This window comes from Fluviirhizobium alvei, from assembly GCF_030551875.1.
Taxonomy (GTDB): Bacteria; Pseudomonadota; Alphaproteobacteria; order Rhizobiales; family Rhizobiaceae; genus Rhizobium_E; species Rhizobium_E alvei.
The window spans coordinates 134,672-161,560 of record NZ_JAUOZU010000009.1 but is presented as its reverse complement, the minus strand read 5'-3'; the positions used below and the strand labels follow the sequence as shown (position 1 = coordinate 161,560).

General features: G+C 59.8%; 30 protein-coding genes and 1 pseudogene. 14 read left to right on the top strand and 17 right to left on the bottom strand.

The features are described from left to right. Positions 1 to 11: 11 nt before the first annotated feature. Positions 12 to 869 carry a 2,3,4,5-tetrahydropyridine-2,6-dicarboxylate N-succinyltransferase gene (gene dapD / locus Q4481_RS14485; RefSeq protein WP_304377104.1) on the bottom strand — a complete coding sequence of 286 codons (858 nt, stop codon included), beginning with the start codon at positions 867 to 869 and terminating at the stop codon, positions 12 to 14. An 83-nt stretch (positions 870 to 952) separates the two neighbouring features. Between dapD and Q4481_RS14480 the strand changes: the two genes are divergently transcribed. Further along, the gene (locus tag Q4481_RS14480) at positions 953 to 1,846 is read left to right on the top strand and encodes an LOG family protein (protein WP_304377103.1); all 894 of its coding nucleotides are present in this window, start codon (positions 953 to 955) and stop codon (positions 1,844 to 1,846) included. Positions 1,847 to 1,906: 60 nt separating this feature from the next. Here the strand turns inward: Q4481_RS14480 and Q4481_RS14475 are convergent, their stop codons facing one another. Together Q4481_RS14475 and Q4481_RS14470 are read right to left on the bottom strand one after the other, a co-directional pair. Further along, entirely contained in the window at positions 1,907 to 2,383 is a 477-nt protein-coding gene (locus Q4481_RS14475; protein WP_304377102.1) for a CREC-EF hand family protein, read from the bottom strand. 189 nt (positions 2,384 to 2,572) lie between these two features. Next, the gene (locus Q4481_RS14470; protein WP_304377101.1) at positions 2,573 to 3,274 is read right to left on the bottom strand and encodes a pyrimidine 5'-nucleotidase; all 702 of its coding nucleotides are present in this window, start codon (positions 3,272 to 3,274) and stop codon (positions 2,573 to 2,575) included. A gap of 121 nt (positions 3,275 to 3,395) precedes the next feature. Here Q4481_RS14470 and Q4481_RS14465 point away from each other — a divergent pair, with 121 nt between their 5' ends. Next, positions 3,396 to 4,307: an EamA family transporter gene (locus Q4481_RS14465; RefSeq protein ID WP_304377100.1), complete on the top strand. Its 912-nt coding sequence runs from the start codon at positions 3,396 to 3,398 to the stop codon at positions 4,305 to 4,307. Positions 4,308 to 4,321: 14 nt separating this feature from the next. Next, positions 4,322 to 4,726: an ACT domain-containing protein gene (locus Q4481_RS14460; RefSeq protein ID WP_304377099.1), complete on the top strand. Its 405-nt coding sequence runs from the start codon at positions 4,322 to 4,324 to the stop codon at positions 4,724 to 4,726. 5 nt (positions 4,727 to 4,731) lie between these two features. Here Q4481_RS14460 and Q4481_RS14455 read toward each other — a convergent pair whose 3' ends face one another. The 4 genes from Q4481_RS14455 to Q4481_RS14440 form a co-directional block, all read right to left on the bottom strand. After that, positions 4,732 to 6,729 (bottom strand): CocE/NonD family hydrolase, encoded by a 1,998-nt coding sequence (locus Q4481_RS14455; RefSeq protein WP_304377098.1) that lies wholly within the window; start codon positions 6,727 to 6,729, stop codon positions 4,732 to 4,734. Between the two features lie 80 nt (positions 6,730 to 6,809). Beyond that, the gene (locus Q4481_RS14450; RefSeq protein WP_304377097.1) at positions 6,810 to 7,391 is read right to left on the bottom strand and encodes a GNAT family N-acetyltransferase; all 582 of its coding nucleotides are present in this window, start codon (positions 7,389 to 7,391) and stop codon (positions 6,810 to 6,812) included. Positions 7,392 to 7,405: 14 nt separating this feature from the next. Beyond that, the gene (locus Q4481_RS14445) at positions 7,406 to 7,969 is read right to left on the bottom strand and encodes a helix-turn-helix domain-containing protein (protein ID WP_304377096.1); all 564 of its coding nucleotides are present in this window, start codon (positions 7,967 to 7,969) and stop codon (positions 7,406 to 7,408) included. A gap of 63 nt (positions 7,970 to 8,032) precedes the next feature. Then, a complete protein-coding gene (locus Q4481_RS14440; protein ID WP_304377095.1) occupies positions 8,033 to 8,983 on the bottom strand; it encodes a LysR substrate-binding domain-containing protein in 951 nt (316 codons plus the stop codon). Between the two features lie 124 nt (positions 8,984 to 9,107). Between Q4481_RS14440 and Q4481_RS14435 the strand changes: the two genes are divergently transcribed. Beyond that, complete coding sequence (locus tag Q4481_RS14435) at positions 9,108 to 9,395, top strand: hypothetical protein (protein WP_304377094.1); 288 nt, start codon at positions 9,108 to 9,110, stop codon at positions 9,393 to 9,395. A 102-nt stretch (positions 9,396 to 9,497) separates the two neighbouring features. Here the strand turns inward: Q4481_RS14435 and Q4481_RS14430 are convergent, their stop codons facing one another. Further along, the gene (locus Q4481_RS14430) at positions 9,498 to 10,139 is read right to left on the bottom strand and encodes a TetR/AcrR family transcriptional regulator (protein ID WP_304377093.1); all 642 of its coding nucleotides are present in this window, start codon (positions 10,137 to 10,139) and stop codon (positions 9,498 to 9,500) included. A gap of 258 nt (positions 10,140 to 10,397) precedes the next feature. On the opposite strand from Q4481_RS14430, the gene Q4481_RS14425 reads away from it, so the two are divergent. From Q4481_RS14425 to Q4481_RS14410, 4 genes are all read left to right on the top strand, one after another. Further along, positions 10,398 to 11,441: an MFS transporter gene (locus tag Q4481_RS14425; RefSeq protein WP_368400210.1), complete on the top strand. Its 1,044-nt coding sequence runs from the start codon at positions 10,398 to 10,400 to the stop codon at positions 11,439 to 11,441. 11 nt (positions 11,442 to 11,452) lie between these two features. After that, on the top strand, positions 11,453 to 12,730 hold the full coding sequence (locus Q4481_RS14420; protein WP_304377092.1) for a D-arabinono-1,4-lactone oxidase: 1,278 nt from the start codon (positions 11,453 to 11,455) through the stop codon (positions 12,728 to 12,730). Then, positions 12,727 to 13,890 carry an alanine racemase gene (locus Q4481_RS14415; RefSeq protein ID WP_304377091.1) on the top strand — a complete coding sequence of 388 codons (1,164 nt, stop codon included), beginning with the start codon at positions 12,727 to 12,729 and terminating at the stop codon, positions 13,888 to 13,890. The genes Q4481_RS14420 and Q4481_RS14415 overlap by 4 nt, the downstream gene beginning before the upstream one ends. Positions 13,891 to 13,951: 61 nt before the next feature. Continuing rightward, positions 13,952 to 14,827: an NAD(P)-dependent oxidoreductase gene (locus tag Q4481_RS14410; RefSeq protein ID WP_304377090.1), complete on the top strand. Its 876-nt coding sequence runs from the start codon at positions 13,952 to 13,954 to the stop codon at positions 14,825 to 14,827. Between the two features lie 4 nt (positions 14,828 to 14,831). Here Q4481_RS14410 and Q4481_RS14405 read toward each other — a convergent pair. The 3 genes and pseudogenes from Q4481_RS14405 to Q4481_RS14395 form a co-directional block, all read right to left on the bottom strand. Next, a pseudogene (locus Q4481_RS14405) lies at positions 14,832 to 15,551 on the bottom strand (transporter associated domain-containing protein); the annotation flags it as partial. 109 nt (positions 15,552 to 15,660) lie between these two features. Then, positions 15,661 to 16,782, bottom strand: a complete 1,122-nt coding sequence (gene aroB / locus Q4481_RS14400; protein WP_304377089.1) for a 3-dehydroquinate synthase — start codon at positions 16,780 to 16,782, stop codon at positions 15,661 to 15,663. Beyond that, entirely contained in the window at positions 16,772 to 17,362 is a 591-nt protein-coding gene (locus Q4481_RS14395) for a shikimate kinase (protein WP_304377088.1), read from the bottom strand. Before Q4481_RS14395 ends, aroB begins: the two co-directional genes overlap by 11 nt. Positions 17,363 to 17,529: 167 nt before the next feature. On the opposite strand from Q4481_RS14395, the gene Q4481_RS14390 reads away from it, so the two are divergent. The 6 genes from Q4481_RS14390 (at position 17,530) to Q4481_RS14365 (ending at position 22,597) form a co-directional block, all read left to right on the top strand. After that, positions 17,530 to 17,688 (top strand): hypothetical protein, encoded by a 159-nt coding sequence (locus Q4481_RS14390; RefSeq protein ID WP_304377087.1) that lies wholly within the window; start codon positions 17,530 to 17,532, stop codon positions 17,686 to 17,688. Positions 17,689 to 17,691: 3 nt separating this feature from the next. After that, on the top strand, positions 17,692 to 18,633 hold the full coding sequence (gene xerD, locus Q4481_RS14385) for a site-specific tyrosine recombinase XerD (protein ID WP_304377086.1): 942 nt from the start codon (positions 17,692 to 17,694) through the stop codon (positions 18,631 to 18,633). Between the two features lie 51 nt (positions 18,634 to 18,684). Continuing rightward, complete coding sequence (locus Q4481_RS14380) at positions 18,685 to 19,632, top strand: acetyl-CoA carboxylase carboxyltransferase subunit alpha (RefSeq protein ID WP_304377085.1); 948 nt, start codon at positions 18,685 to 18,687, stop codon at positions 19,630 to 19,632. Positions 19,633 to 19,799: 167 nt separating this feature from the next. Beyond that, positions 19,800 to 21,299: a L,D-transpeptidase family protein gene (locus Q4481_RS14375; protein WP_304377084.1), complete on the top strand. Its 1,500-nt coding sequence runs from the start codon at positions 19,800 to 19,802 to the stop codon at positions 21,297 to 21,299. Continuing rightward, positions 21,299 to 21,541 (top strand): sulfurtransferase TusA family protein, encoded by a 243-nt coding sequence (locus tag Q4481_RS14370; protein ID WP_304377083.1) that lies wholly within the window; start codon positions 21,299 to 21,301, stop codon positions 21,539 to 21,541. Before Q4481_RS14375 ends, Q4481_RS14370 begins: the two co-directional genes overlap by 1 nt. 93 nt (positions 21,542 to 21,634) lie before the next feature. Further along, positions 21,635 to 22,597, top strand: coding sequence for a VOC family protein (locus tag Q4481_RS14365; protein WP_304377082.1), 963 nt, complete (start codon positions 21,635 to 21,637; stop codon positions 22,595 to 22,597). Positions 22,598 to 22,599: 2 nt separating this feature from the next. On the opposite strand, the gene Q4481_RS14360 is transcribed toward Q4481_RS14365, so the two are convergent. From Q4481_RS14360 to Q4481_RS14335, 6 genes are all read right to left on the bottom strand, one after another. After that, positions 22,600 to 23,031 (bottom strand): GNAT family N-acetyltransferase, encoded by a 432-nt coding sequence (locus Q4481_RS14360; protein ID WP_304377081.1) that lies wholly within the window; start codon positions 23,029 to 23,031, stop codon positions 22,600 to 22,602. Between the two features lie 78 nt (positions 23,032 to 23,109). After that, on the bottom strand, positions 23,110 to 23,982 hold the full coding sequence (locus Q4481_RS14355) for a dienelactone hydrolase family protein (RefSeq protein ID WP_304377080.1): 873 nt from the start codon (positions 23,980 to 23,982) through the stop codon (positions 23,110 to 23,112). 149 nt (positions 23,983 to 24,131) lie between these two features. Continuing rightward, complete coding sequence (locus Q4481_RS14350) at positions 24,132 to 24,914, bottom strand: 3-hydroxybutyrate dehydrogenase (protein ID WP_304377079.1); 783 nt, start codon at positions 24,912 to 24,914, stop codon at positions 24,132 to 24,134. 2 nt (positions 24,915 to 24,916) lie between these two features. Beyond that, entirely contained in the window at positions 24,917 to 26,065 is a 1,149-nt protein-coding gene (locus Q4481_RS14345; RefSeq protein WP_304377078.1) for a DUF3734 domain-containing protein, read from the bottom strand. 112 nt (positions 26,066 to 26,177) lie between these two features. Continuing rightward, positions 26,178 to 26,597 (bottom strand): MAPEG family protein, encoded by a 420-nt coding sequence (locus Q4481_RS14340; protein WP_304377077.1) that lies wholly within the window; start codon positions 26,595 to 26,597, stop codon positions 26,178 to 26,180. Between the two features lie 17 nt (positions 26,598 to 26,614). Next, the gene (locus tag Q4481_RS14335) at positions 26,615 to 26,884 is read right to left on the bottom strand and encodes a SemiSWEET family sugar transporter (RefSeq protein ID WP_304377076.1); all 270 of its coding nucleotides are present in this window, start codon (positions 26,882 to 26,884) and stop codon (positions 26,615 to 26,617) included. Between the last annotated feature and the right edge of the window lie 5 nt (positions 26,885 to 26,889).

The window sequence follows — 26,889 nt, the reverse complement described above, 5'->3', positions numbered from 1 at the left end:
ACTGTCAGCGATCAATCGCGCAGCAACTCGTTGATGCCGGTCTTGGACCGGGTCTTTTCATCAACGCGCTTGACGATGACGGCGCAGTAGAGGCCTGGTGCTGGAAGGCCGTTCGGCATGGTCTTGTCGGACGGCATGGAGCCGGCGACCACGACCGAATAGGGCGGCACTTCGCCATAGGTCACTTCGCCGGTCGCACGATCGACGATCTTGGTCGACTTGCCGATATAGACGCCCATGCCGAGAACGGAACCTTCGCGGATGATGCAGCCTTCGACGACTTCCGAGCGGGCGCCGATGAAGCAATTGTCTTCGATGATGGTGGGACCAGCCTGCATCGGTTCGAGCACGCCGCCGATGCCGACGCCACCCGACAGGTGAACGTTCTTGCCGATCTGGGCGCAGGAGCCGACCGTTGCCCAGGTATCGACCATCGTGCCTTCATCGACGAAGGCACCCAGATTGACGAAGGACGGCATCAGCACGACGTTGCGGGCGATGAAGGCCGAACGGCGGACGACGGCATTCGGCACGGCACGGAAGCCGGCCTTTTCGAACTCGTTGGCGCTCCAGCCATCGAACTTGGAGGCAACCTTGTCCCACCAGACGGCATCGCCCGGACCACCCTTGATCACTTCCATCGGGTTGAGACGGAAGGAGAGCAGAACCGCTTTCTTGAGCCACTGGTGCACGGTCCAGACGCCATCATCGCCACGCGAGGCGACGCGGGCCTTGCCGCTGTCGAGAAGGTTCAGAGAATGCTCCACCGCATCGCGGATCTCTCCGCGCGTGCCGGTGGAAACGGCATCGCGGTTCTCCCAGGCGGCTTCAATGATCTTTTCAAGCGAGGCGGCATCGTGAGCGTTCATGGGAATTCCTTAAACTTCGCGGGCTAGTCTATCCGGGAAAGTGCCCGGACTGGTCCGGGGGTCTATAGCGGATGGGAATGACGATGGCAAAGGGGAAAACCGACAGCTTGCGGCGCAAGGACGGCGTCTTCGACGTGTTGCGTTCGAGCAAATCCGACCGGCTGCGGGCGCAGCGAATTCCAGGCACGCCGCAATCGCTCTCTCCCACTTACAAGCTGGCTTACGCGGATACCGATTTCCTGCTGCGCGACGAGCTCAGGCCGGTGCGGCTGCAACTGGAACTTCTGAAACCGGAGATGATCCTGGCGGAGCGCAACATCCGCTCCACGATCGTCATGTTCGGTGGTGCACGCATTCCCGCTCCCGGGGCGGAAGCGACAGCCGCACGCACACCGGTCCAGAAGGCCAACCTCGAGGCGGCTTCGAGATATTACGAAGAGGCGCGGAAATTCGCGCGCGGCGTGGCGGAATGGTCGGCACGTTACAATTTCGAGGAATATGTGGTGACGACCGGCGGCGGCCCCGGTGTGATGGAGGCAGGCAACCGCGGAGCCGCTGAAATCGGTGCCCCGACGATCGGCCTCAACATCGTCCTGCCGCACGAACAGGCGCCCAACCCCTATGTGACGCCGGATCTCAGCTTCAATTTCCACTATTTCGCCATCCGCAAGATGCATTTTCTCATGCGCGCGCGGGCGATTGTGGTGTTTCCGGGCGGCTTCGGTACGCTCGATGAACTGTTCGAAGCGATCACGCTGATGCAGACCGGCCGAATGGCAAAGATACCGCTCATTCTGTTTGCGGAAGATTTCTGGAAAACGATCATCAATTTCCAGCATCTGGCAGATTTCGGGACAATCGCGCCCGAAGATCTGGAGCTGATCCAGTTTGTCGAAACCGCAGAGGATGCGCTTTCGATCCTTGCGGCCTTCTATGCCAACGGCAATGGCGCGGGCGATGCCAAGCCTGCCCCCTGACAGGTAGCACAAAAGGCCCGGTTCGTTTCCCGGGCCTTCTGCATCCATGTCAGAATCGGATCAGGACTTGTAATCGTCCATCGAGATATAGCCGTCCTTGTTCTTGTCGCGGCGGGTGAAAAAGCGATCGGATACTTTGGCGAATTCCGACTTCGTCAGGACGCCATCATGATTGGCATCGAGCTTGGCAAAACGCTTCGTGAGCGCCTTCGGCAACTGGACAGCAGGCTTGACTTCCGTTGAGACCTTGATGGCCCGCAGTTTTTCGCGCTGTGCCTTGAGGGCTGCCTTCTGGGCCGAGAGTTCGGCGAGGCTCAGGCCGCCATCTTTGTTGGTGTCGACCGTCTCGAAGGAGAGTTGCATGGCGGTGGCCATCTCCTGCCGGGAGACACGCTTGTCGCCATCAAGATCCATGCGCTTGATTTTACGCTGAATGCGCATTTCGTTTTTTTCGGGACCGGCCGCGAAAGCCGGCGCAAGCGAAGTGACTGCAAAGACTGCAGCGAGCGAAGAAAGCAGAACAATCCTGGTGTTCATGGGATGACCTTCTGACCTGGGGAATGACGAGAGCGCGCCCAAGGGCGCTGCTCTTTGTCCTCTGGGCGGTCCGGCTAAGCCTCAGGCCGTTTCTCGGTCCGCCAAAGTTGATCCCTTTATAGCGAGACCGGCTGAATGGCGGCTGAATGGTCGGTTCATCTCACGAAATGTGCGGGATTCCACGCCCGATCAAAGCAAGGCGCGCAGGAAATTCGACAAGGAGTCGGTGACATAGTCGACGTGATCATCGTCCTCCGTCATCACTTCCCAGCGTTCGAGCGTGGCACCATCGTTTTCCGGTACGATCAGCACCGTTTTCATTCCGAGAGCCTTGGGAACGACGAGGTTGCGCGGCAGATCCTCGAACATGGCGGCCTTCTTCGTCTCGACCCGGTTCAGGCTGGCAAACTTGTCGTAGGTGGCCCCCGCCGGCTTGGGCACGAAGTCTGCCGCAACGATGTCGAAGATATCCTCGAAATGCTCGAGAATGCCGAGCGCGCGGGCGGCGGCTTCCGCATGGCGGACGGTTCCGTTGGTGAAGATGAACTTGCGTCCCGGCAAGGCCTTGATCGCTTCGCTCAGATTGGCATCGGCATGGATTGGCGAGTAATCGATCTGGTGAGCGGCATCGAGAAAATGGTGCGGATCAACGCCGTGGTTCATCATCAATCCGGCAAGCGTGGTGCCGTGATCGAAATAATACTGCTTCTGCAGCTTGCGGGCCTCTTCCGGCGCCAGGTTCAGAAGATCGGCGACGTAGGTCGTCATGTTGCGATCAATCTGCGCGAACAGATCGACCCGATGCGGATAAAGCGTATTGTCAAGATCGAACACCCATTCGGTCACATGGGCAAAGTCGTCGCGGGATGGCGGGAGCGTTTTGTCTGTCATGCCCGCGTTATGACACGGCCCTCATTTTTGGCAAGCCGGTGGCGCGGAATTTTGCCAAAGAGAGAACGGATTGCGCCCGAAACGACTTTCACGCGTCATGTCCCGGTGCTAGGCAGGCAGCATGCCTACCTGGATCCTTCTCACCTTTGTCTCCGCCTTTCTTCAGAACATGCGTTCGGTGCTGCAAAAGCATCTGAAGGGTCGATTGAGCACCACCGGCGCCACTTTCGTGCGGTTCGGCTTCGGCTTGCCGTTCGCCTTTCTCTATCTCCTGATCTGGATCCTGGGATCGGGACATCCTCTTCCCGTACCCGGTTGGGATTTTCTGGCCTGGGCCATCATCGGCGGCGGAACACAGATCGGCGGCACCTTTCTGCTCGTCCACCTGTTCTCGTTTCGCAATTTTGCGGTCGGGACGGCCTATTCACGGACGGAACCGGCACAGGCCGCACTCTTTGCGCTCGTCTTCTTCGGCGAAGGCATTTCCCTGCCCGTCATCCTCGCGATTGCGATTTCCGTGACCGGAGTAATGCTGATTTCGGTGGCCCGCAGCACGCTGACACCAGCCAGCCTCATCACGTCGGTCCTCACGCCGACAGCCGGGATCGGACTGCTATCCGGCACCTTCTTCGGTCTGTCCGCCGTCTCCTATCGCTCGGCCTCGCTGTCGCTGGCGCCGTCCCTGCCCGCCCCTGATTATGTGATGCAGGCAGGTGTCACACTCGCCGTCGTGATCCTGCTCCAGACCGTCGCGATGGCGCTTTACATGGGCTGGCGCGAGCGGGAACAGTTCGCGAAGATCATTGAAGCCTGGAAGCCCTCGCTTGCGACCGGCTTTGTCGGCGCAACGGCATCCTTCGGCTGGTTCATGGCCATGACCCTGCAACAGGCATCGATCGTCAAGGCGCTGGCACAGGTGGAAATGCTCTTCACCTTCGCTTCCAGCGTCTTTATCTTTCGAGAGCGTATCAACCGCCTTGAAATTGCCGGCTGCTCCCTCATTGTGGTCGGCATTTTGCTGTTGCTGGCCTGAAAGAAAGATAGCGTATGTCGAGCAAGACCGATCTTGGAGATATCCTCGCCAACATGCAGCCGGAACTGCATGACGAATCCTACGTGTTTGTAACGCTGCCGCCAGGAACGCCGATCCCCGCCGGCATCGAACCGCTCGGCACATTCCGCGAGAAGGAAGGCTTGACGCTGATCGTCGAAAAGGAGGTCGCCAATCAGGCCAAGCTTGCCGCCAGCAAACCGATGCGGGCGATCACCCTCAATGTCCATTCGTCGCTGGAAGCGGTGGGACTGACGGCGGCCATCGCCAGCGCTCTGACCGTGCACGGTATCAGCGCCAATGTGGTCGCGGCCTATTACCACGACCATGTCTTCGTCGGTGCCAAGGATGGCGAACGGGCGCGGGAGATTCTCGAAAATCTCGCGCGCCGCAGCCGCTGAACATCTTACATCAAATCGCGCGGCACGACCTTTTCAAAGGTCTTGGCGAAGACCTGATCTTCGCCATCGAAGGCCAGCACCTCACCTGCGATGATCCAGTTGTCGGCATCGCAGATCATGCGCGCCGTCGAAATTGTGCGCACGAACCAGCCCGGCCGCTGCATGTCGCAAGTCCAGACCGACTGGCCCGTCATCGAAAGCGGATCCTCGGGTGAAATCGTCCAGCGCTCGTCGCGGATCTGGCGCGTCGAAAGGCCCGTGGTCGGATGTTCGTGCAGGCCCGTATCCTCGAAGATACGGTATTCGGTGCGGTTGCCCGAGAGATCCCGCGTCACGGAACGCCGCGTCGCGCCCGGCTCATGCTCGATGTAATCTGGCAGCGGCGATGGATTGTCCGGTTCCTTGACCACCACATCCTGCGCTTCGCCAAGTTTGGGAAGGGAAAGTTCGATCGACGCCGTATCGATGGTCAGGCCCGGATCTGAAGGCGGCGGCAGGATCATCGGCCAATAGGCGGTCGAAAGCGACAGGCGAATGCGATGACCGGGCTTGAAGCGGTAGCCGCAAGCATCGAGTTCCATGCGGATTTCCGTCTCTTCGCCCGGCACCAGCTTTTCGGGAAACTCGTTGGACTTGCGATGCGCGAGATTGAGCACTCCGAAGGCCACGCGGTAAGCGGTTCCATCCGGATGGACATCGACGATGCGGGCGCAGAGATTGGCCAATTCCCCCTCGGACTTCACCTTGAGGGTCAGAACCGGCATGCCGAGGCAATCAAGATCGCTGGCGAGCGGCGCGGTTTCGAAGCAGAGCGAGCCTGCATCGTCGCTGCGCTGGTCGATCGCCATTTCGACATCCGGCTTGAGAGTGAAATATTCACCGGCAGCGGTTCCGGTGTCGAGCGGCGACCGCAGGAAAACATCACGCGTGGCGGCGGCTGTCGGCTTGCCGAAGCCGAGCGCGCCAGTGGCACCGACATGCAGATAAGCGCCTTCCGGCTTCGACCAGAGGTCCTTAGCAATCCAGCGACCGGGGTCGAATTCGCGGCGCGGCGCCGGCCGGATGGCTTCCAGCAGATAGGCACGGACTTGCGGCAGGGTTTCGGCGCCATTCTGTTCGCCGCGCAGCCAGCGGTTCCAGAAACGGATGGCTTCGCCATGGAAATCGGCGCGCGGCTTCGGCCAGGCGAAATGCGGATATTTATGCACCCATGGACCGATGATCGCCTTGGCCTTGGGCCCCAGTCCCTCGATCGCCTTGATCGGCGTGTTGCGATAACCGTCCGCCCATCCGGCGATCACCAGAACCGGGATCTCGATATCGGCAAAATTCTCCGACACCGAGCCATGTTTCCAGAAATCGTCACGGCGCTGGTGCTCGAGCCATTCCTCCATGAAGAAGGGTTCTTTCTCCAACCGCTCCAGCCACATGTCCTTCCAGCGATTACCCGTGAGTTCGGGATCCGGCGAGCGAGACTGATAGGCGAGCATGGTCGCAGCCCAGGACAGCTGTGCGGAGAGATGGGTGCCGTTCTTGTAATGAATGTCGTCATTAAAACGATCGACGGTCGAAGCGATCGAAATGACGGCCTTGAGCGCCGGCGGCCGCAGGGCCGCCACCTGCAGCGAGTTGAAGCCACCCCAGGAGATGCCCATCATGCCGACAGAGCCGTTCGACCAGGGCTGTTCGGCAATCCAGCCGATCAACTCGCAGGCATTGGCGAGCTCAAGTTTCGTATATTCGCCATCGATGACGCCATCGGATTCGCCCGATCCGCGGATATCGACACGCACGCCGGCAATGCCTGCGGCCGCAAACACCGGATAGGTCGATTCATCGCGCGGGCTCGTTCCGTCGCGCTTTCGATAGGGCAGGAATTCGAACACGGCCGGGACGGGATCATTTTCGGCGTTGTCCGGCATCCAGATGCGCGCAGCAAGGCGGGTTCCGTCCTTCAGCGTGATCCACTGGTTTTCGATGACGGTGAAAGCGCGGTCGGACATGGAGGTCTCCAGTAACGGCAGGATCAGGGCGGCAGTTCGGACGACCCGGCACTGCGCCTTCTGATATATCTGCCTACCAATCAGCCCGCAATGCTGTTTCCGGCACCGGCTGGACCGCTTGCGGCAGTGTCCATCGGCGCCCATGGCATGAGTTTATAGAGGAACGTGGCCGCGTCGAAGGCCGGTCGGTGGACATCGCGCGAATAGTAGGGGACGATCCCCGCGACCTGATAGCCCGAACCGATATAGAGCGGTTCGCCCTTGTCGCCGCTGCGGGTATCGAGCGTCAGCAGCCAGCGACCGCGCTGCCGCGCCTCCTCTTCGATGGCCGACATCATGGCCCGGCCAATTCCCCGGCGCTGGAAATCCGGATGGACCAGCACCTTCTTGACATCGGCGCGATGTGGCTGGTTCGGCGGCGTATCGCAATCGAGCTGGATCGATCCGGCGATCCTGCCCTCCATAACAACCGCGAGAAGCACGAGACCACCCTCCCCGAGACGTGGCAGAACCTTGCGGCGCCAGAAGGATTCCGCATCGGCCATGGTAAATGGTGCAATGAAATTGACGCTTGCGCCTTCGCTGACGCAGGCATGCAGCAGGGCGGCGAAATCGGCGATCCGGGCGTCGAGCTCTTCCGCCGTCAGTCGTTTGATCTCCATGGATTGGCCTCCGCCTAAACGATAAAAAGAAGATAGCAGGCACCGGATTCCCTGCCTGCCTCGAACCGGGTCGGTCCGTTGAGCTGGTAGCGCAGGCAATCACCGGCTTCGAGCGCATGGATTTGCCCATCGACCGTCATCTCGAGCCGGCCCGCCTGCATCAGGAGATGATGTTCAAGCCCACGCCGCGCCGGTGCCGGATAGTCGATCACCACGCCGGGATCGAGTTCGCATGCGATCACTTCACCCGCGAGGCTGTTCGACGGTGGTGAGATGGACCGGCGGCGGAAACCTGTGGCCGGATCGCTCCAGAGCCATTGGTCGGCGGGCCGGACAAGCGGGACGAAATCCTGTTCGACCATGCTGATCAGTCGCGACATTGGAAGCGAATAGACCGGGCAGAGACGGCCAAGCACATGGGCTGTCGGCGACACTTCACCATTCTCGAGCCGCGACAAGGTGGCACGGCTGATGCCGGAACGTTCGGCGAGCTCATCGAGAGACAGGCCAGCATCGTTGCGCAGTTTCTTCAGGCGCACAGCAATCCGGAGATCAAATTCAGTAGCGTCATTTCCCATATGTGAGAAATTATCTCAAATATGGGAAATGTCAACCCGAGCAGTTTCGCGCAGGATGGAAGCTCACCAGCCGGGCAGCATATGACCCGGCTTGAGGCGCGGCATCTTCGGCCAGACCTTGACGTCGCGATCGAGATCGTCGTCGACATTGGCGGGCGTGATATTGTCGAGGCAGGCGCTGATATGGCTGGTGATGGCATTGGTGAGCGAGGTCGAGAGGCCCGGCCGCTTCATGATGCCGATCTGGACCGGTGCCAGCGGCGGGAAGCCATCGGGCTGACCGAGAACCTTCATCCCCGTGCGAAGCGCCGATTCCGGCAGGACCGAAACCGCCATTCCTGCCAGCACTGCCGAGGCGACGACCGTCGAGGACCAGCTGGTGAACAGGATCTGATATTCGCGACCCACCGCATCGAGCGAGGCACAGGCAAGCCGCCGCCACTGGCAATCGCGCCGGCCCACGGCAAGCGGAACCGGCGCATTTTCCGGCAGAGGATGGTTGGCCGATGTGACCCAGCAGAGCGGTTCGGTTCGCACGACCTCGGATTCGCGTTCGAGTGGATTGTGCGTCACGAGCGCAATATCGAGTTCGCCGCGGGCGATCTTCTCCGCCAGATCGACCGATGGTTCGCAAACGATATAGAGCTCGACATTGGGATGCGAGCGCGCGAACCGCTGGATGATTTCGGGCATATACCGGTCCGCATAGTCGTCGGGCGTACCAATCCGGAGAGTGCCCTCAAGCCGATTGTCGTCGAAAGCGGCCAGCGCCTCATTGTTGAGGCGAAGCATGCGCCGCGCATAGTTGAGCAGCTTTTCACCTTCGGGTGTCAGACGGTTGCCGCGTCCATCCTTGACGAACAATGGCTTGCCGATGCGCTCTTCAAGCCGGCGCATCTGCATGGACACGGCTGACTGGGTCTTGAACACCCGGTCCGCCGCTTTGGTGAAGCTGCCGGCATCGGCAATTGCCACGAATGTCTGAAGCTGGTCGTTGTCAAGAGGCGAGGTCATGGCCCGTAACCATAAAGTTGTTTGATGATAATCATTAGAAACATTCGTTGGACTGATCAATATTTATTTTCAATCATACAACCACCGCAACAGACGCAATCCCGCCTTCCTGCGGAGGAAACCAATGTCCACATTCGATCATGCCCCGGAGAGAACCGGGAACGCCTTCATATTGCTGTTTTCCGGGATGCACCCCGGAAAGGTCCTGCGATGGATTGCGAAGCGCTATCGTGCGCTGGTCGGTCGGACGCTGGTGATGGATATGCGCGATTTTGATGATGCGCAGCTTGCCGATATCGGCCTGGTCCGCAGCGATCTGAACCATGCGCTTTCGGCCCCGCTCAGTGCCGATCCGACGCTTCACCTTGTGCGGTCGCGTCGCGATCCGCTTCGGGGCCTCAAGAGGCTCTGACCTTCGTTCCTTTTCCCCGCAGGGTGTCCGCCAAGCATACCCTGCCTTCTTGCCCGGTCCCTTGCCTCCCAGCAAAGCGGCCGGGCTTTTTTATTTCGGCGATCAGGTCGAACGGGATTCGGGCGTGCTGAAGGCAACCAGTTGCGCCGCAATCATGGTCCTGTAAGCATTGAGGATGCCGTCCGCTTCGTCTTCCGGAACGATCAGCGCCAACCGGATGGCACCGAAGGCCAACTGCAGCATCAGGAATGTCACGCGCTCGAATTCGTCCATCATGTCGGGACGAACAAAACCCTTGCCGCGCTCGCAGAACATGCGCGCCTGAATGCGGGTTTCGGCAATATCGACGTTTTTCAATGCCTTGTCGGCCTGTACGGCGACAAGAAGATCAAGGATGGACCGGTCGGACCGGATGCGGATGTGATAATAGTCGAGCAGATCGTTGGCGACCCGGTTCAGGTCATCCGCCGAATGAACGTCTTCCAGCCGCTTGCCCAGCATTTCGGTCAGTTCATTCGCCCACCGGCTGAAGAGCAGGGCAATGATCGCGGACTTGTTGGGAAAATACTGATAGACCGAAGAAATCGGGCCGCCAGCCAATGCGGCAATCTCCCGCATCTTGACAGCATCGATTCCTTTCTCGCCAATAAGCTTCTTGGTTGCGGCAAGGATCTCGTCAACCCTTTCCCTGCTGCGCTCCTGTTTCGGAGGGCGTCTCAGTTGGTGATCAGCAGCTTCGGCCATGCAACCAGTCTTCTGTTATCGGTGCTATTGACTAAGATCTGATCAAGTGTCAGATTTTCGCCATCTCTTTCTTTTAGATCGGGCTAACGTGCAAATGCAAGTAAGTGCGCGACGGATATGACGCAATTTGACGCTGGAACGCCGACTGGCGAGAGTTTTAGCAGCGATTATCCGTTTCGGGCGGTCGCATCCGCACTGTTCATGGGGTCCGTAGGCCTTTTGATCCTCGGGTTGCAGCCCTTGCTGCTTGGAAGCCTGTTGACGGAAGGGCGAATCAGTTTTGATGCGCTTGCCATCATGGCAACGCTTGAAATCATCGCCATCGGCCTCGGCTCCGTGGTCTTTCCGATCTTTCTGTCCGGCACGCACATTCGCCTCAAGGCACTGCTTCTTCTTTGTCTTGTTGCCGCCGGCCATGCGGCAACGGCCATGGCACCCTCCACTGCCACATTGATTGCGGCCCGCAGCCTTTCGGGCCTCGCAGAAGGGGGATTGGTCGCGATCGCCGTGGAAATGATTGCCCGCGCGGCCTCGCCGTCGCGCAGCGGCGGCTGGTTCGTGCTGATACAGACCCTTCTGCAGAGTGCGCTGGCCCTGGTTCTGGCTCTCTGGGTCATTCCGGCCAATGGGTCCGGAGGCGGGTTCGCGGTTCTGGTAGGAGCAACCCTCCTGACCGCCGTTCTGGTACCATTGCTGCCCGCTGCCTATCAGCCTCTTTCCGACAGCACTTCGACTGCCGAAGAGACCAAGAGGAAAACGAACTTCGCCTCCTGGGCTGCGTTGCTGTCGATTTTTTCGCTCTATCTTTTCATTGGCGCCATCTGGGCCTTTCTCGAACCACTCGGCGCGCAGTTCGGCATCGACGCGACCACGGTCGGCGTCATGGTCTCTGCCAGCCTTGCGGCGCAGGTGATCGGCGCCGGCATCGCCACGCTCTTGGTGAACAGGATCGATTTCCGGCTGGTCATCGCAGGGGCAGCCATTGTCGCGATCGTGATTACGGGCCTCTTTACCTCCGGTCCGCCGCTCTGGCTGTTCTGGGTTCTGGTTCTGGCAACCGGCTTCCTGTGGCTGTTCGTCGTGCCATGGCAGATCGGGATGACTATCGAGGTGGATGAGAGCCGCAAAACGGCGCTTTTGGTTCCCGCTGCGCAACTCTTCGGCGCCGCTCTTGGCCCCGCCGGCGCAGCGGCCTTCATAACTGCCACCGATTTTCGCGGAACGGCCTGGTTCGGTCTGGGAGCCGCAATCGGCAGCCTCCTCTTTTTCGTTCTGGCGATCGCGATACAAAGAAAAAACTAGAGGGAACATCAATGGCGGACTGGAAAAACTGGTCGGGCATGCATGCGGCACAGCCGAAGCTCATGGCCAGACCCCAAACGATCGAACAGCTGCAGGATGTGGTCCAAACAGCGCCGGGGCCGGTGCGGGTGACGGGATCGGGCCATTCCTTCACCCAGCTCGTTCCGAGCGATGGCACCATCGTTTCGGTCAACGCGCTTTCCGGTCTGAAGGGGCACGACAGCAGCGCATGCACCGCAACCGTCGGCGCCGGAACGCGACTGGGCGAACTGACCCAGATCCTTCATAGCATCGACCAGGCGCTGGCCAACATGGGCGATATCGACCAGCAGACCTTGGCGGGAGCCCTCGGGACGGCTACCCATGGCACCGGCTCAACCCTCGGCGCGTACCATACGCTGGTGGAAGACGTGGAATTCGTGGATGGCAAGGGTGCAATCCGTCGCTACTCGAAGGCCGACAATGCGGAAATGCTGCAGGCAATCGGGGTTGCGCTTGGCTGCTTTGGCATTCTCACGCAGGTGACGCTGAAAAACATGCAATCCTACCGCTTGCACAAGCGCCGTTATGTGCTGCCCATCAGCGATATGCTCGCCAACTTCTTCCCGATGATGCAGGGACATCGGTCTGCCGAATTCTTCTATGTGCCCTTTTCATCGTCCGCGATTTTCGTCTCGAGCGATCTGACCGATGAACCGGCAACATCCCGGCCGCCCGAAGAAGATGAAGATGGCCTGAAGACGCTGAAAATGCTGAGAACCTATCTGCGTTACATTCCGTGGGCGAGACGCAAGCTGATCGCCGGCGCCTTGCGGAAAATGCCGCGGGAAGACTATGTCGAGGAATGGCTGAAGGTCTATACCAGCGACCGCCGGACGCGCTTCAACGAGATGGAATATCACGTTCCGATCGAGGAAGGTCCGAAAGCGATTGCCGAGATCATCGCGCTCGGCGAGAAACATTTCCCCGAGGTCTATTTCCCGCTCGAAGTGCGCACCGTTGCTGCTGATGAGATGTGGCTGAGCCCGTTCTACAAGCGCCCGACCTGCTCGATCGCCGTGCACCATGATGCGCTTGAAGATCCCTACCCCTACTTTGCCGCCATCGAGCCGATCTTCAAGCGGCATGGTGGACGCCCGCACTGGGGCAAGATGCACACGCTGACAGGCGCCGATCTTGCCCGGCTTTATCCGCGCTGGAAGGATGCCATGGATGTGCGACGGGAGCTCGACCCGGACAATCGTTTCGTCTCGCCCTATATTGCCCGCCTGATCGGACTGGATGGATGACCGATGTCTATTTCGCCGGCCTGACTGCTGCACTCAGGGAGGCCGGCCACTTTCAGCCCACCCTCGTCATCGATCGCGATCGACTGGACAGCAATATCGACTGGCTCAAGGATCGGTTGCCGCCGGAGAAACATCTGAGGCTGGTGGACAAGTCGCTCGCCTGCATGCCGCTGCTGACCCATGTCAGGGACCGGTTGCAGAGCCGCCATATCATGACCTTTCATCTGCCGGTCGCGCGCGCAGTGCTTGAGGCTTTCCCCGATGCCGAGCTTCTGTTTGGCAAACCGATGCCCACAGAAGGGCTCGATCGCTTTCTCGAAGCCATGGCACCTGCCGAACGCGCCCGGTTTTCAGACCAGGTTGTCCAACTTGTGGATACGAAGGAGCGGCTCCAGGCCTATGCGGCGGTGGCGCGACGCTATGGTATCCGGTTGCGCATCGCTTTCGAAGTCGATGTCGGCCTGCATCGCGGTGGTTTCGCGACGCCAGCCGATCTCGCCGAGGCAGTGTCAGAGCTTAACGTTTGCCCGGAACTTGGCGCCGAAGGGTTGATGGGTTATGAGCCGCATATCGGTTCAATTCCCGCCCTTTTCGGCGGACCGGCCCGCGAGGCGCGAAACGTCGACGCGCGTCTGAAGGGCTTCATTGACGCGCTGCCAGCCACCATGCGCAGCATCATCAATACCGGCGGCAGCCAGACGATCACCCGGTATCTTTCGCATGCCGATATCAACGACCTGTCGATCGGATCCGGCCTTTTGAAGCCGACCGATTTCGATGCAGGCCTACCCGCACTTTCGCCGGCACTCTTCATCGCCACACCGATCCTCAAGATGGGGACCGCCCAATTGCCGGGTCCGGAATGGATGACGACTGTTCTGAAAAAGCTGGGGCTTTTTCCGAATAAGGGTTGTTTCATCTATGGCGGCAAATGGATGGCCGAGCCCGTCCATCCGGACGGTCTCGCCGATAACAGCCTTTTCGGCCACAGTTCCAACCAGCAATTCATGGGCCTGCCCTCTTCAAGCCCCGTGAACGTTGGCGATTTCGTTTTCTTCCGCCCAACCCAGAGCGAAGCCGTTCTGCAACAGTTCGGTGCCATTGCAGTCTATTCGGGCGGGATAATCATCGACCATTGGCAACCCCTGCCAACCGGCTGAACGGTTGCCGCAGACCAGCTCCCGATGATAGGGATCGTCCCTCTTGTCGACGGGGGTGACCATGCAGACCATTGCCTTTCTCGGAACCGGGCTTATGGGAGCGCCGATGGTGCGCAACCTTCTTGCTGCCGGCTATTCCGTAACGGTGTGGAACCGCAGCATCGAAAAGGCGCTTCCGCTGGCCGAACATGGCGCCCGGATTGCCGAGACGCCAGCTGCCGCCGTCTCGAAAGCCGATCTCATCTTCACCATGGTGACGGATGGTGCAGCGGTCGGTGCGCTGCTCGAAGATCATGGCGTTGCAGGCGCGGCACCCAAAGGGGCGATCGTGGTGGATATGAGCTCGATCAAACCGTCCGAAGCGGAGGCGCATGCGGCACTCCTCGAAAGCCATGGCATCGACCATCTCGATGCACCGGTCTCCGGCGGCACGCGCGGCGCGACGGAGGCGACGCTCGCGATCATGGCCGGCGGGAAGGCGGAGGTCTTTGCCCGTGCCGAGCCGGTCCTGCGCCTGCTCGGTCGTCCGGTTCTAGTCGGTCCTTCGGGCTCCGGACAACGGGCGAAGCTTGCCAATCAGGCCATTGTCGCAGCAACCATCGGCATTGTCGCCGAGGCCATGTTGCTGATGGCGAAGGGCGGCGCCGATGTCGACCGGTTTCGCGAAGCGCTCAAGGGCGGCTTTGCCGATTCGATCATCCTGCAGCAGCATGGACGCCGCATGGCTGCGGGTGATTATGCGCCGGGCGGACGCTCGTCGCTACAACTCAAGGATCTCAACAATCTCCTCGAAGAAGCCACCTCTCTTGGCCTCGAACTGCCGATCTCGGCGCTGCAGCAGACGCGATACGACCATCTGGTCCACGGGATGAAGGGGGCGGATCTCGATCATGCCGCCCTCTATCTCGAACTGGAGGCCCGGCAACCGAAAGGGTGATCAGTTAGCCTTTGTCCGCTTCGATGGCGGGACGGATGCGCAGACGCGTGATGCGGTTCTTGACCCGCTTCATCACCACAAAACGTTTGCCGTGAAAGGTAAAGGCCTGCCGCTGTTCGGGAATGGTGCGGGATTCGTAGATGACAAGCCCTGCAATGGTCGTCGCGTCCTCATCCGGCAGCGACCAGCCCAAAGCGCGGTTGAGGTCGCGGATGCTGACCGAACCATCGACGACGATCGACCCATCGGCTTCACGCCGCACACCGGCCAGCTGCGGGTCGTGCTCGTCGGCGATGTCGCCGAGCACTTCTTCCAGAATGTCCTGCATGGTGACGATGCCTTCGACCTCGCCATATTCATCGACCACCACGGCGAAATGGGTTTTTCGCTTGAGGAAGGCCGCCAGCTGATCCTTGAGGCTGGTCGTATCGGGCACGAACCAGGGCTTGTCGGCGACCTTGAGGATATCGATCGTCGACGGCGTGGCATCGGTTTCGATCAGGGCCCGCAATAGATCTTTGGCATGGACGACGCCGACGATATTGTCGTTCGAGCCTCGCCAGACCGGCAGCCGCGTGAAGGGACTGTCGAGGATGGCCCGCACATTGGCCTCCGGCGGATCATCGGCATTGATGGCCTGCATGGCGGTGCGATGGATCATGATATCAGAGATTTCGCGCTCGTCGAAATCCTCAAACGGGTTGACCCGATCGCGCGGCGAGCGCCCATTGCCCTCGCCGTTACCCTCGCGGGCTGCCGGGGCAGCCTCACCATCCCCACCGGAAAGCAAAAAGCCGAAGATCCGGCGAAGGAATGCCACGAGGCTCATCGGCTCAGCTCCCGAGCTTTTCCTTCAGGAAGGACAGGACTTCCGATGCCGGAACATCGTCGGCAACGAAGCTTTCGCCGAGGCCGCGGGTCAGGATGAAGGTGAGCTTGCCGCCCTTGACCTTCTTGTCCTGGGTGATCGCCTCAAGCAATTGCTCGGCCGGCGGCAGCTCCCCCGGGATCTGATCCATGGACACCGGCAGCCCGACCGCTTTCAGATGGGCTTCGACGCGCCTTGCGAGATCCGGGCTCGCGAGGTTCATGCGGGCCGAAAACTGGTGCGCCAGGACCATGCCGATCGAGACGCCTTCGCCATGGACGAGGCGAGCGCTGTCATATTGGGTGGCAGCTTCGAGGGCATGGCCGAATGTGTGGCCAAGATTGAGCAGCGCGCGCAGACCGTTTTCGCGTTCGTCCTTGGCAACAACATCGGCCTTGGCCTGACAGGAAACGGCAATGGCGTTGATGCGGGCTTCGCCACCGGCAAACACGGACTGCCAGTTACCTTCCAGCCATTCGAAGAAATCCGGCTTGTCGATCAGGCCATATTTGGCCACTTCGGCATAACCGGCGCGGAATTCGCGCTTGCTCAGGGTATCGAGGACATCGCTGTCAGCGAGAACGAGATCGGGCTGATGGAACACGCCAATCAGGTTCTTGCCATGGCGCGAGTTGATGCCCGTTTTGCCGCCGACCGATGAATCGACCTGCGCCAGAAGCGATGTCGGAATCTGGATGAAGCGGGTACCGCGACGAACCACGCCTGCTGCAAAACCTGTCAGATCGCCGATGACACCGCCACCCAGCGCGATGACCGCATCATTGCGTTCGATTTTGGCTGCGAGCACATGATCGCAAACGGTCATGAAATGCTCGAAGCTCTTGGTCTTCTCGCCGGCGGGAAGCACGAGCGGAAAGGTCTGGATCCCTTCAGCGGCCAGGCTCTCCGTCAGCGGTGCGAGGTAGAACGGAGCGACATGCTCATCGGTAATGACCGCCATGCGCTTGCCCTTGAGGCGCGCGGCAATCTCGCGACCGGCACGGGCAATCAATCCGGGGCCAATCAGAATATCATAGGCGCGATCGCCCAGTTCGACCCGGACGTTCTTTTCGATTTCAGTGTTCATCGGTTTTTGTCACCAGTGTTCCCGCCACAGCCGCAATCACCTCGCTGGCAATGACATCCTTTTTCACATCGCGCGATTTCACCCGCAAATCTGCCTCTGCATAGAGCGGATAGCGCGCAATCATCAGGTCTTCGAGTGTCTTCTTGGGGTTTTCGGTTTTCAGCAGCGGACGATTGTCGCGCTTGATCACCCGTTCCCATAGCGTGTCGAGATCGGCATCCAGCCAGAGCGACAGGCTGTTGGCCTTGATCGCGTCCCGTGTTTCGGCGTTGACGAAGGCCCCGCCACCGGTCGAAAGCACACGCGGTCCGCTTTCCAGCAGACGACCGATCACCCGCTTTTCGAGCTGGCGGAACTCCGGTTCGCCATAGGCCTGGAAGAGCTCCGGAATGGTCATGCGCGACACGCGCTCGATCTCGTGGTCGGAATCGACGAAGGGGATGCCGAGATCGGCCGCGACGATCTTGCCGATCGCGGACTTTCCTGCGCCCATCAGGCCAACGAGGACCAGGTTCCGCTTGCCGAGAGCCATCCGGGCACGATCCGCCATCGTGTGCGTATCGATGTTCTCATGCTCCATCTTGGCCTTTCCCGGCATATTCCGCAGGTTTTTGTCCCCTCCCGTTCCTATGGGAAAAAGAACGCATGGCGTCAAGTCGCAGGCCGTGCTTGCGCTGTGCGATCCACCCGCCCATAAAGGATCACGCATCCTGCAATCGAATCGTGCCTTGAGGGCCATCCGGAACCATGCCGACACTCTTTCGTTTCCTCTACTGGTGCGCGATCATCGCCGGCCTTGTCTATGCTGTGCTTTTTTCGCTCGCCTATCTGGTGGATCCGCGTGAGCGGGAGGCAACGATCGAAATTCCTTCGCAGCGGACAAACCCTCCCGAGACGGGAAACTGAGCCATGCGCGATCTCTCAGCAGCGCATGCGGAAGCGTTTCTTGAGATGATGAGTGCCGAGCGGGGGGCTGCGGCCAACACGCTTTCATCCTACGAGAAAGACCTCGACGAGCTTTCGGCCTTTCTCAAGACACGCAACACCAGCCTTGCAAGAGCCACATCCCAGGATATCGCAGCCTTTCTGTCCTGGATGACAGCCGAGGGCTACAAGGCCTCATCGCAGGCCCGCAGGCTCTCGGCGATCCGGCAATTCTACAAGTTCCTCTATGCCGAAAACATCCGCGAGGATGATCCGACCGGCATTCTCGACTCCCCCAAGAAGGGACGAGCGCTGCCGAAAACGCTTTCCGAAGAGCAGGCGGGCCGGCTGATTGCCCTTGCCGAGGAAGAGGCTCGACAACCTGGTCCCCGACAGCTTGAACGGCTGCGGCTTCTGGCACTCATCGAGCTTTGTTATTCGACGGGCATGCGCGTGAGCGAGCTCGTGAGCCTGCCGGCAAGCGTGCTCGGTGCGGATGGCCGCTATCTCATCATTCGCGGCAAGGGTAACAAGGAGCGGCTGGTGCCGCTTACCCGAACCGCTATTGCGGCTCTCAGGGCCTATGCCGATGCGCTTCGGAACGAACATGGGGAGCGCGAGGAGGATTACCTGTTTCCGGCCGATGGTGAGGCCGGACATCTGGCGCGGCAGGTCTTCGCCCGTGATCTCAAATCCCTTGGCGCGCGCGCCGGAATACCATCTGCCTCGCTGTCACCGCATGTGCTTCGGCATGCTTTCGCGAGCCATCTCCTGGCCGGCGGCGCCGACCTGCGCGTGGTGCAGGAACTGCTCGGTCACTCGGACATATCGACGACACAAATCTATACCCATATATTGGATGAAAAGCTGCGGGATCTGGTGGAAACGCACCACCCCCTTGCAAAACGCGTCAAAAACGGGGATTAGGAGGCCACTTTCACGCTGGCCTTCATTTGCCGGCAGCCGAAATGGGTGATCATGTACAACTATCTCGACTTCGAAAAACCGATTTCCGACCTCGAAGGCAAGATCCTTGAGCTCAAGACGATTGCATCCGAAGACCAGAGCATCGACACGTCGGAAGAGATTTCCCGACTGGAAGCGCGCGCACGCGATGCGATGGTGGAAATCTATGCCAAGCTGACGCCGTGGCAGAAGACGCAGGTGGCACGCCATCCGCAGCGCCCGCATTTCATCGATTACCAGCAGGCGCTGTTCAGCGAATTCACGCCGCTTGCCGGCGACCGCAAATTCTCCAACGACGATGCGATCCAGGCTGGCTTTGCCCGCTTCAACGGCATGCCGGTGGCGCTGATCGGCCAGGAAAAGGGCAACGACACCAAGAGCCGCATTCGGCACAACTTTGGCTCGGCCCGTCCGGAAGGCTATCGCAAGGCCATCCGCATCATGGAACTGGCGGATCGCTTCAACATGCCGGTCGTGACGCTTGTGGATACGGCCGGCGCCTATCCCGGCGTCGGCGCCGAAGAGCGCGGCCAGGCAGAAGCGATCGCACGCTCGACCGAGATGTGCCTCAACCTCAAGGTCCCGGTTGTGTCGGTGATCATCGGCGAAGGTGGATCTGGCGGCGCAATCGCGATTGCGACGGGCAACCGGGTCTACATGCTCGAACATGCGATCTATTCGGTGATCTCGCCGGAAGGTGCTGCTTCGATCCTCTGGCGCGATTCCACGCGTGCGAAGGAAGCCGCCTCCAACATGAAGATCACGGCAGAAGACTTGAAGTCGCTCGGCATCATCGACGGCATCATTGCCGAACCGGTCGGCGGTGCCCACCGCGATCCGCAGGCAGTCATTTCCGAAACCGGCAAGGTGATTGCAAAGGCGCTCAGCGATCTCTCGCAATCGAGCGACCTCAAGGCCGATCGTCGCCAGAAGTTCCTGGCCATGGGCCGGTCGCTCTGAGACCGCCCCAACTCGGCCATAATCACCAGATTGATAGCCGAGCAGGACCAGTGACATTATCGTTAACCGGATGTGAATAGTCCGGTAACATCTTTGGCGCTATAAGCGCCTCAGATTCGTGTCATCCGGCTGGTCCGGATCTACGGGGAAATTCGGAATTGACTGGCATGCGCGTTCTTCCAGCTCTGGCTCTCGTCGCCTCCGCATTGCTTCTGGGAAGCTGCACTCAGGATACGCTTGAAATCGTGTCCGTGCAGGACCGTGTCGCCCATCCACTGCCGCCGAAGATGCAGGAAAAGCTGCGCAAGCTCGGCCTGTCGATGGCCTCACCGATCATGATGCGCATCTTCAAGGAAGAGGAAGTGCTCGAGGTGTGGAAGGCCGACAGCGCCAACCGCTACAAGCTCGTCGCCACCTATCCGATCTGCGCCTGGTCCGGCCAGCTGGGGCCGAAGAAGAAGGAAGGCGACCGCCAGGCGCCCGAAGGCTTCTACAATATCACGCCCGGGCAAATGAACCCGAACTCGAGCTATTATCTTTCCTTCGACATCGGCTATCCGAACAAGTTCGATCGTGCCTATGGTCGCACCGGATCGAACCTCATGGTGCATGGCGCCTGCTCGTCAGCCGGTTGCTATTCGATGTCGGATGCCGCCGTGCTGCAGATCTACGCCTTCGCCCGCGAAGCCTTCAAGGGCGGCCAGAAGAGCTTCCAGATCCAGGCCTATCCGTTCCGGATGACGGCCGAGAACATGGCAAAGCACCGGTTCTCGCCGCACTATGATTTCTGGCAGAACATCAAGACCGGCTACGACCATTTCGAAATCACCAAACGTCCGCCCGAGGTGGATGTCTGTGAAAAGAAGTATGTCTTCAACCAGGTCACCAGCGGCAAGCTGTCGGCATCCGGCAAATGCCCGCCGATGAGCACGCCGCCGGCTCTCGCTTCCGCCTACGCCACCTATTCCAAGTCCTATGAGACTGCCTTCCAGTCCGCCTCCGCTAAATGGGGCGCGAATGACTGGAAGGACATTCCCGAATTCGATCGCAAGGCCGCTGACCGGCTGGCGCGGCGCAAGGGCAAGACGAAGAACATTCCCAACGATGCCGATTACGTGATCGTCGATCCCAAGGCCAAGATCACGCCGACTTCGGATACGGTGACGTCCTACTCCGCTGCCTATGCCAAGATCCAGGCCCGCAAGGCCGGTATCCCGCCGCAGGTCGAGTATATTTCCGTTGCGGAAATCGAGGCCCGCAAGAAGGCCGAAGAGGCCAAGCGCAAGGAAGATGAAAAGCTCGCCAAGCAGCTGGCAAAGACCAGGGTTCCGGTTCCGGAAGCCAATCCGCTGAAGCCGGCTGTCACTGCCGAGGTCAAGGAAGAAAGCCCTGCAAACCCGATCTGGTCGCTGTTTGCCGGTCGCAAGGTCGATGACAACAAGCAGGCCTCGCCGCCTGTCGCTGCCGAAACGGCAGCCGTGACCGCCGGCCAGACGGTTCACAAATCTGATGAAGCCAAGGCCAGCAAGAAGACGAACCGTGGCCTGACGACAGAACCCGAACAGGCTGCCAAGCCGGCCGACACCAATGATCAGGCCGCAGCCGTGCAGCCAATCGCTCCTGCCGAAGAACCAGCAGCCAAGAAGCCGTTCTGGAAGATCTGGTAATGACTTCCGGGACCGGGTCCGGCGCCGTGACACTGGATCTCCGGGGGCTGAAATGCCCCCTGCCCGTGCTCAAGTCGCGTCGGCGCATGGCGGACCTTGCCTCCGGCAGTCTGGTTGAGGTTCTGACCAGCGATCCGCTTGCCGGAATCGATATCCCGCACTTCTGCCACGAGGATGGACACCGGCTCGAAATGCTGGAACGGACAGAAACCGGACATCGTTTCCTGATCCGCAAGGGTTGAACCGGATATCATCACCAGATCGTGAACAGTCGTGGCTTCAGCGTGTGGAAATGCGCTGATAGAGGTTGGCCAGTTTCATGGGGATCCAGCCATATGCTTGAGCATGCGATGACGCGCCGCGCCTTTCATCATTTTCTGGCCAGCGGCCTCTTTGCCGCAGGCGTTGGCTATGCGCCGCAACTCAAGGCAGCGGTTCCGCAATCCTTTGCCGTCACAACGCCCATGCATATTCACTCCGTGTCGCTGCGGGTCCGCGATCTCGCGCGGATGACCGACTTCTACAACCGGATGATCGGGCTCGATATTCTTGTGCGCGAGACTGACCGGACGAGCCTTGGCAAGGATGGTACCGTTCTGCTCGAACTTCAGGCCAAACCCGCTGACGAACCGGACGATCGCGTCTCGGCCGGTCTCTACCATACGGCGTTCCTGATGCCATCGCGACAGGATCTCGGCCGCTGGCTGATCTATGCCGTCCAGAGTGGCGTCGCCTTCACCGGCTTCGCCGACCATCTTGTATCGGAGGCGCTCTATCTCGACGACCCGGAAGGCAACGGCATCGAGGTTTATGCCGACCGGTCGCCGGTCGGCTGGTCCTGGGAAGGTAACCAGGTGGTCATGGGGACCGAAGAGCTCGATATCGACAATCTCGTCGCAGGTCTGTCGCGCGATCTGCTCTTGTCCTACAAGGCGCCATCGGGTTTCAGGATCGGCCATGTTCATCTTCGGGTCGGCGATATCGCGACCGCCGAAGCCTATTATCGTGGCGTGGCTGGCCTCGACGTGACACGGCTGATGCCTGAACGCGGCGCAGCCTTCTTTGCCAATGGCCGTTATCATCATCATATCGGGTCCAACATCTGGCAAAGCCAGGGCGCGGGTCAGCGCAGCGAAACGATGTCAGGCCTCGAGCAACTGGCATTCACCATGGCGCCGGATCTCATGGAAGGCTTGCGCGGACGCCTGTCGAAAGCCGGCAGCGATGTTACCGACAAGGGCGACCGGATCGAGGCGCGCGATCCCTGGGGCACCCAATTGGCCTTTATCAGCGGCTGATTTTAGTAGGTCTTCATTTTCAGATGCGGAATTCCGCCATCGAGGAAGCTCTCGCCATAGGCGGTAAAGCCGAACTTCTCATAGAACCGAAGCTTGTCCGCCTGTGCCGTCAGGTAAAACCGGCCTGAAGCGACATCGGCAAACACCGATAGCGCATGTTCGATTATGGCGGCGGCGACACCCCTGCCCCTCCAGGGCTGGCCAACAGCGACTCTGCCGATCCGCACATGTTCGTCGGTTACGATTATGCGCATCGTGCCGCAAACCTCGCCGCCCAAGATCGCCACGAAATGGCGGGCCGTCAGGTCGGCAGCCTCGAACTCTTCGTCCTCCGGGATCTTCTGCTCCCGAACAAAGATATCGCGGCGCAAGCGGAAGGCTTCGTTGCAGAGGCTCGAAAAGACGGGAACTTCGACAATGACGGGTGCGGACATGCAGATCTCCTGAAGGGGAGGCAGAGCAAAAGCCTCCCCGCGATTCAAAAGCTCCTGTTTCGAGGGCAGAAAATCAAGTCAGCCGAGCTTCGCTTTCAGGAATTCGACTGTGCGTCCCCAGGCGAGATCGGCTGCAGCCTTGTCGTAGCGCGCAGCAGACGTATCGTTGTTGAAAGCATGATTGACGCCGTCATAGAGAAAGAGCTGATAGTCCTTGCCGTTGGCCTTGAGCGCCGCTTCATAATCGGGAATTCCCTTGTTGATGCGGTCATCGAGCCCGGCATAATGCAGCATCAGCGGTGCCTTGATGGCGGGCACCTGATCAGCCGGCACCTGGGCACCATAATAGGCAACGCCGGCACCAAGATCCGGCGCGATGGTCGCAAGTCTGTTGACCCAGCCTCCACCCCAGCAGAAGCCGATCGCGCCGACCTTGCCGGTCGAATGGGCGTGTTCCTTGAGGAAAACCAGTGCGGCGCGCAGATTGGCGCCGGTAATATCGCCATTCAATTCGGAGATCATCGCGCGGGCCTTGTCCTCATCCGAGGGAGTACCGCCTGCCGGCGACAGAAGATCCGGCGCCATGGCCAGGAACCCTTCAAGCGCCAACCGGCGCGTGACATCGCGAATATGGGCGTTCAGGCCACGGTTCTCGTGAATGACGATGACCGCAGGCAGCTTGGCAGCACCCTTGGGCATTGCGACATAAGCGGTGATGGCGGCTGGTGCGCCCGGGAACGTGATCGTGGCCGCATCGAGCCGGTCGTCTCCTTCGGGGATGATCTCGGCAACGGCCGCATTGGCTGAAAGAAGGGGCGCGATCGCGGTGGCAGCGGCTGCGGAACCTGCCAACATCTTCAGTTTCTCCATGAAACCGCGTCGATCCAGTGTCAGGTGAGTGTACTCGTCATAGGCATCAATCATCGCCTGTGTGATTGTGGGCTTGTCCATGGCTGTTCTCCCTTTGGTTGCCAAACGATCTTACGCCGGAAGGTGGCGCTTCGATGTTTGAGAATCATCAAATGGGAAACAGCGCGATCAACAAATTGTGTTCGCGCTTGGGTGACGGACCGTCAGAGCCCGCCACCCACCAAGGGAGGTCACTCGATGTGCCAGCCATGGCTGACGATGACCGACTGGCCCGTCAGCGCATTGGTCTCGAAACCGGCAAAGAAGGCTGCGACTTCGGCGACATCCTCGATGGTGGTGAATTCACCATCCACCGTCTGGCCGAGCATGACGCGCTTGACGACCTCGTCTTCGGAAATGCCGAGCGTTTTTGCCTGTTCGGGAATCTGCTTCTCGACCAGCGGCGTGCGGACGAAACCGGGGCAGATGACATTCGACCGTACACCATAAGCGCCGCCCTCCTTGGCAACCGCGCGTGCCAGCCCGAGAAGACCATGCTTGGCGGTTACATAGGCGGCCTTGAGCGGCGAGGCCTCCTTGGAATGAACCGACCCCATGTAAATGATCGCGCCGCCGCCCTTGGCCTTCATGTGCGGAATGCAGGCCTTGGTGGTCAGGAAGGCGCCATCCAGATGGATGGCCAGCATCTTCTTCCAGTCTGCAAAAGGAAATTCCTCGATCTTGTGGACGATCTGGATACCGGCGTTGGAGACCAGAACATCGACACCGCCCCATTTGGCAACGACGGCCGCGACACCAGCATTGACCTGATCTTCGTTCGTCACATCCATGGCAATGCCGATGGCTTCGCCGGGCCCCATCGTTGTCAGTTCCTTTGCCGCGGCTTCTGCCGCATCCGCCTTGAGATCGGCGATGGCGACGCGGGCGCCCTCAGCAACATATTTCCTGGCGATCCCGTAGCCGATCCCGCCGGCTGCACCCGTAACGATTGCAATCTTGCCTTTGAGTGTCATGATCATGCTCCTTGTTCGGGAACGGGCTGGGCCGTCCCATACTGATGCCGCCAGTGATCGATGGTGACGAAACCGTCGTCAGGGATGCGGCGTTTGGTCCAGGACGGGCAATTGAGGGTCTCCCGCACATCGTCGAAGCCCGCTTTCCAGTGTTCTTCCATGGTGAGGCGGGAAAACTCGTTGTCCATCATGTGGGTTTCATAGGGTTTGCGGCGATAGATAAGGTGGACCACCGTCACAGCGCCCTGCTGGTCGTGATTGCGCAGGAAATGAACGTCTGGATCGTCGTGAAGTTCCTTCGGAAGGCGCGCCAGAAGACGTTTCAGCGCTTTTTCGTAGCGGGCCTTGCGCGCAGCCTCGTCGGTGTTATGGCGCGTCCGGCTCGAATAGCGGATCTCCTTTTCGCGGGCGAGGACGTCGGACATGTCCCGCGGCAGATCTCCGCGCGCCGAAAACAGATCGATCTGGAACACGCAGATATCGTCGGCTATGTCGCGCTTATCCAGGATCCACTGCAGCGGCGTATTGGAGACCAGACCGCCATCCCAGTAAAGCTCCCCGTCGATTTCGACTGGTGGAAAGCCAGGCGGCAGAGCGCCGGATGCCACAACATGATGTGCCGTGATAGGCTTGTTGTCGTGATTGTCGAAATAGGCGAAGTTGCCGGTTGCGACATTGACCGCACCCAGGCTCAAACGCACATCCCGGCGATTGACGAGATCGAAATCGACGAGGGTTTCCAATGTCTCGATCAGCGGCGACGTGTCGTAAAGGCTGATGCGGGCAATCGGATCGGTCACGAACTGCCAGGGCATGAAGGCGCGCGGATAGTAAAAGCCTGCAACGCCGGTCAATGCACTCATCGCTGCGGATTGTTCGTTCATCCATTTGCGCGCTTGCGACGCGAGATCGAACGGTAGCCGCGAGGGGCCAGATGCGGCCATATCCCAGAACCGGCGGAGGTTTTCGATCCGCCGTTCGGGCGGGCTACCGGCAATGATGGCTGCGTTGATGCCGCCGATCGAAATGCCCGCGACCCATTCGGGGCGAATGCCCGCCTGGTGCAGGGCCTCATAGGCGCCGGCCTGATAGGCTCCGAGCGCGCCGCCACCCTGAAGGACCAGCATTTTCCTGTCTTTGCCCAGTTCCATCGTACACTCCCTGGTTTCCCGGAGGCGGCGGGAAAATGATCCCGCCGAGGCTGATGGAGACTATATGGGAGCGATTTGTGCGGTGCACAAATTAAATTCGCGTAACGTCAGGTTAATTCACGGCAAGATGAACCGCGAGCCAGGCCCAAAGAATACCGTTTGCAACGAAACTGATGATGAAAAGCGGGCGACGATGCGGAATATGGTTGGTCCGGATATGGATGAAGGAATGCGCATAGCGTGCTGCGACGAAGATCCAGGCCAGGATTACCGGACCGATTGTCGCCGCACCGGTCACATAAAGCGCAAGGCAGCCGGCATGGAACAGCACCGGCAGTTCGAACTGGTTTTCAAGATTGTTACGGGCAAACTGGCTTTGCTCCGGCTCGACCTGGTTGGAGCGAAATTGCTCTTCGCTGGCCGAACCCTGCTCGACGGCCTTCCTCCGGTTCTTGCTCAACAGATAATAGATGCAATAAACCAGAAAGACATGGGCGATCATGGGCCAGAAGATGGCAGTCGATCCAGTCATCGGCATTCTCCTTCAACTTAAAAGCGCCAACCGTCGACGCTGACTTTCACATAGACGATGGCCCCGACGAGGCAGAGTGTGACGAAATTTGCAGCAATGATCGGCCAGGACATGATCATCAGACCATAGATCGTCCAGAGCGTCACGGTTGCCACGATCAGAAGATTTGTGGTGAGCGAGATCCCGGTGGTTTCGCGCGATCTCAGCGTTTTCACAGTTTGCGGCAACCAGCAGATGGTTCCGATTGCGGCGGCTGCGGAGCCTACCAACTCGGCTACAAGCGACATGCTTC

Coding starts and splice junctions, on each gene's coding strand:
- Q4481_RS14410 (WP_304377090.1), top strand. CDS start 13,952: ATGCAGACCATTGCCTTTCTCGGAACCGGGCTTATGGGAGCGCCGATG.
- Q4481_RS14355 (WP_304377080.1), bottom strand. CDS start 23,982: ATGGACAAGCCCACAATCACACAGGCGATGATTGATGCCTATGACGAG.
- xerD (WP_304377086.1), top strand. CDS start 17,692: ATGCGCGATCTCTCAGCAGCGCATGCGGAAGCGTTTCTTGAGATGATG.
- aroB (WP_304377089.1), bottom strand. CDS start 16,782: ATGAACACTGAAATCGAAAAGAACGTCCGGGTCGAACTGGGCGATCGC.
- Q4481_RS14475 (WP_304377102.1), bottom strand. CDS start 2,383: ATGAACACCAGGATTGTTCTGCTTTCTTCGCTCGCTGCAGTCTTTGCA.
- Q4481_RS14365 (WP_304377082.1), top strand. CDS start 21,635: ATGCTTGAGCATGCGATGACGCGCCGCGCCTTTCATCATTTTCTGGCC.
- Q4481_RS14375 (WP_304377084.1), top strand. CDS start 19,800: ATGCGCGTTCTTCCAGCTCTGGCTCTCGTCGCCTCCGCATTGCTTCTG.
- Q4481_RS14480 (WP_304377103.1), top strand. CDS start 953: ATGGCAAAGGGGAAAACCGACAGCTTGCGGCGCAAGGACGGCGTCTTC.
- Q4481_RS14460 (WP_304377099.1), top strand. CDS start 4,322: ATGTCGAGCAAGACCGATCTTGGAGATATCCTCGCCAACATGCAGCCG.
- Q4481_RS14395 (WP_304377088.1), bottom strand. CDS start 17,362: ATGGAGCATGAGAACATCGATACGCACACGATGGCGGATCGTGCCCGG.
- Q4481_RS14415 (WP_304377091.1), top strand. CDS start 12,727: ATGACCGATGTCTATTTCGCCGGCCTGACTGCTGCACTCAGGGAGGCC.
- Q4481_RS14420 (WP_304377092.1), top strand. CDS start 11,453: ATGGCGGACTGGAAAAACTGGTCGGGCATGCATGCGGCACAGCCGAAG.
- Q4481_RS14335 (WP_304377076.1), bottom strand. CDS start 26,884: ATGTCGCTTGTAGCCGAGTTGGTAGGCTCCGCAGCCGCCGCAATCGGA.
- Q4481_RS14450 (WP_304377097.1), bottom strand. CDS start 7,391: ATGGAGATCAAACGACTGACGGCGGAAGAGCTCGACGCCCGGATCGCC.
- dapD (WP_304377104.1), bottom strand. CDS start 869: ATGAACGCTCACGATGCCGCCTCGCTTGAAAAGATCATTGAAGCCGCC.
- Q4481_RS14435 (WP_304377094.1), top strand. CDS start 9,108: ATGTCCACATTCGATCATGCCCCGGAGAGAACCGGGAACGCCTTCATA.
- Q4481_RS14455 (WP_304377098.1), bottom strand. CDS start 6,729: ATGTCCGACCGCGCTTTCACCGTCATCGAAAACCAGTGGATCACGCTG.
- Q4481_RS14360 (WP_304377081.1), bottom strand. CDS start 23,031: ATGTCCGCACCCGTCATTGTCGAAGTTCCCGTCTTTTCGAGCCTCTGC.
- Q4481_RS14340 (WP_304377077.1), bottom strand. CDS start 26,597: ATGACTGGATCGACTGCCATCTTCTGGCCCATGATCGCCCATGTCTTT.
- Q4481_RS14470 (WP_304377101.1), bottom strand. CDS start 3,274: ATGACAGACAAAACGCTCCCGCCATCCCGCGACGACTTTGCCCATGTG.
- Q4481_RS14465 (WP_304377100.1), top strand. CDS start 3,396: ATGCCTACCTGGATCCTTCTCACCTTTGTCTCCGCCTTTCTTCAGAAC.
- Q4481_RS14445 (WP_304377096.1), bottom strand. CDS start 7,969: ATGGGAAATGACGCTACTGAATTTGATCTCCGGATTGCTGTGCGCCTG.
- Q4481_RS14350 (WP_304377079.1), bottom strand. CDS start 24,914: ATGACACTCAAAGGCAAGATTGCAATCGTTACGGGTGCAGCCGGCGGG.
- Q4481_RS14380 (WP_304377085.1), top strand. CDS start 18,685: ATGTACAACTATCTCGACTTCGAAAAACCGATTTCCGACCTCGAAGGC.
- Q4481_RS14430 (WP_304377093.1), bottom strand. CDS start 10,139: ATGGCCGAAGCTGCTGATCACCAACTGAGACGCCCTCCGAAACAGGAG.
- Q4481_RS14370 (WP_304377083.1), top strand. CDS start 21,299: ATGACTTCCGGGACCGGGTCCGGCGCCGTGACACTGGATCTCCGGGGG.
- Q4481_RS14440 (WP_304377095.1), bottom strand. CDS start 8,983: ATGACCTCGCCTCTTGACAACGACCAGCTTCAGACATTCGTGGCAATT.
- Q4481_RS14390 (WP_304377087.1), top strand. CDS start 17,530: ATGCCGACACTCTTTCGTTTCCTCTACTGGTGCGCGATCATCGCCGGC.
- Q4481_RS14345 (WP_304377078.1), bottom strand. CDS start 26,065: ATGGAACTGGGCAAAGACAGGAAAATGCTGGTCCTTCAGGGTGGCGGC.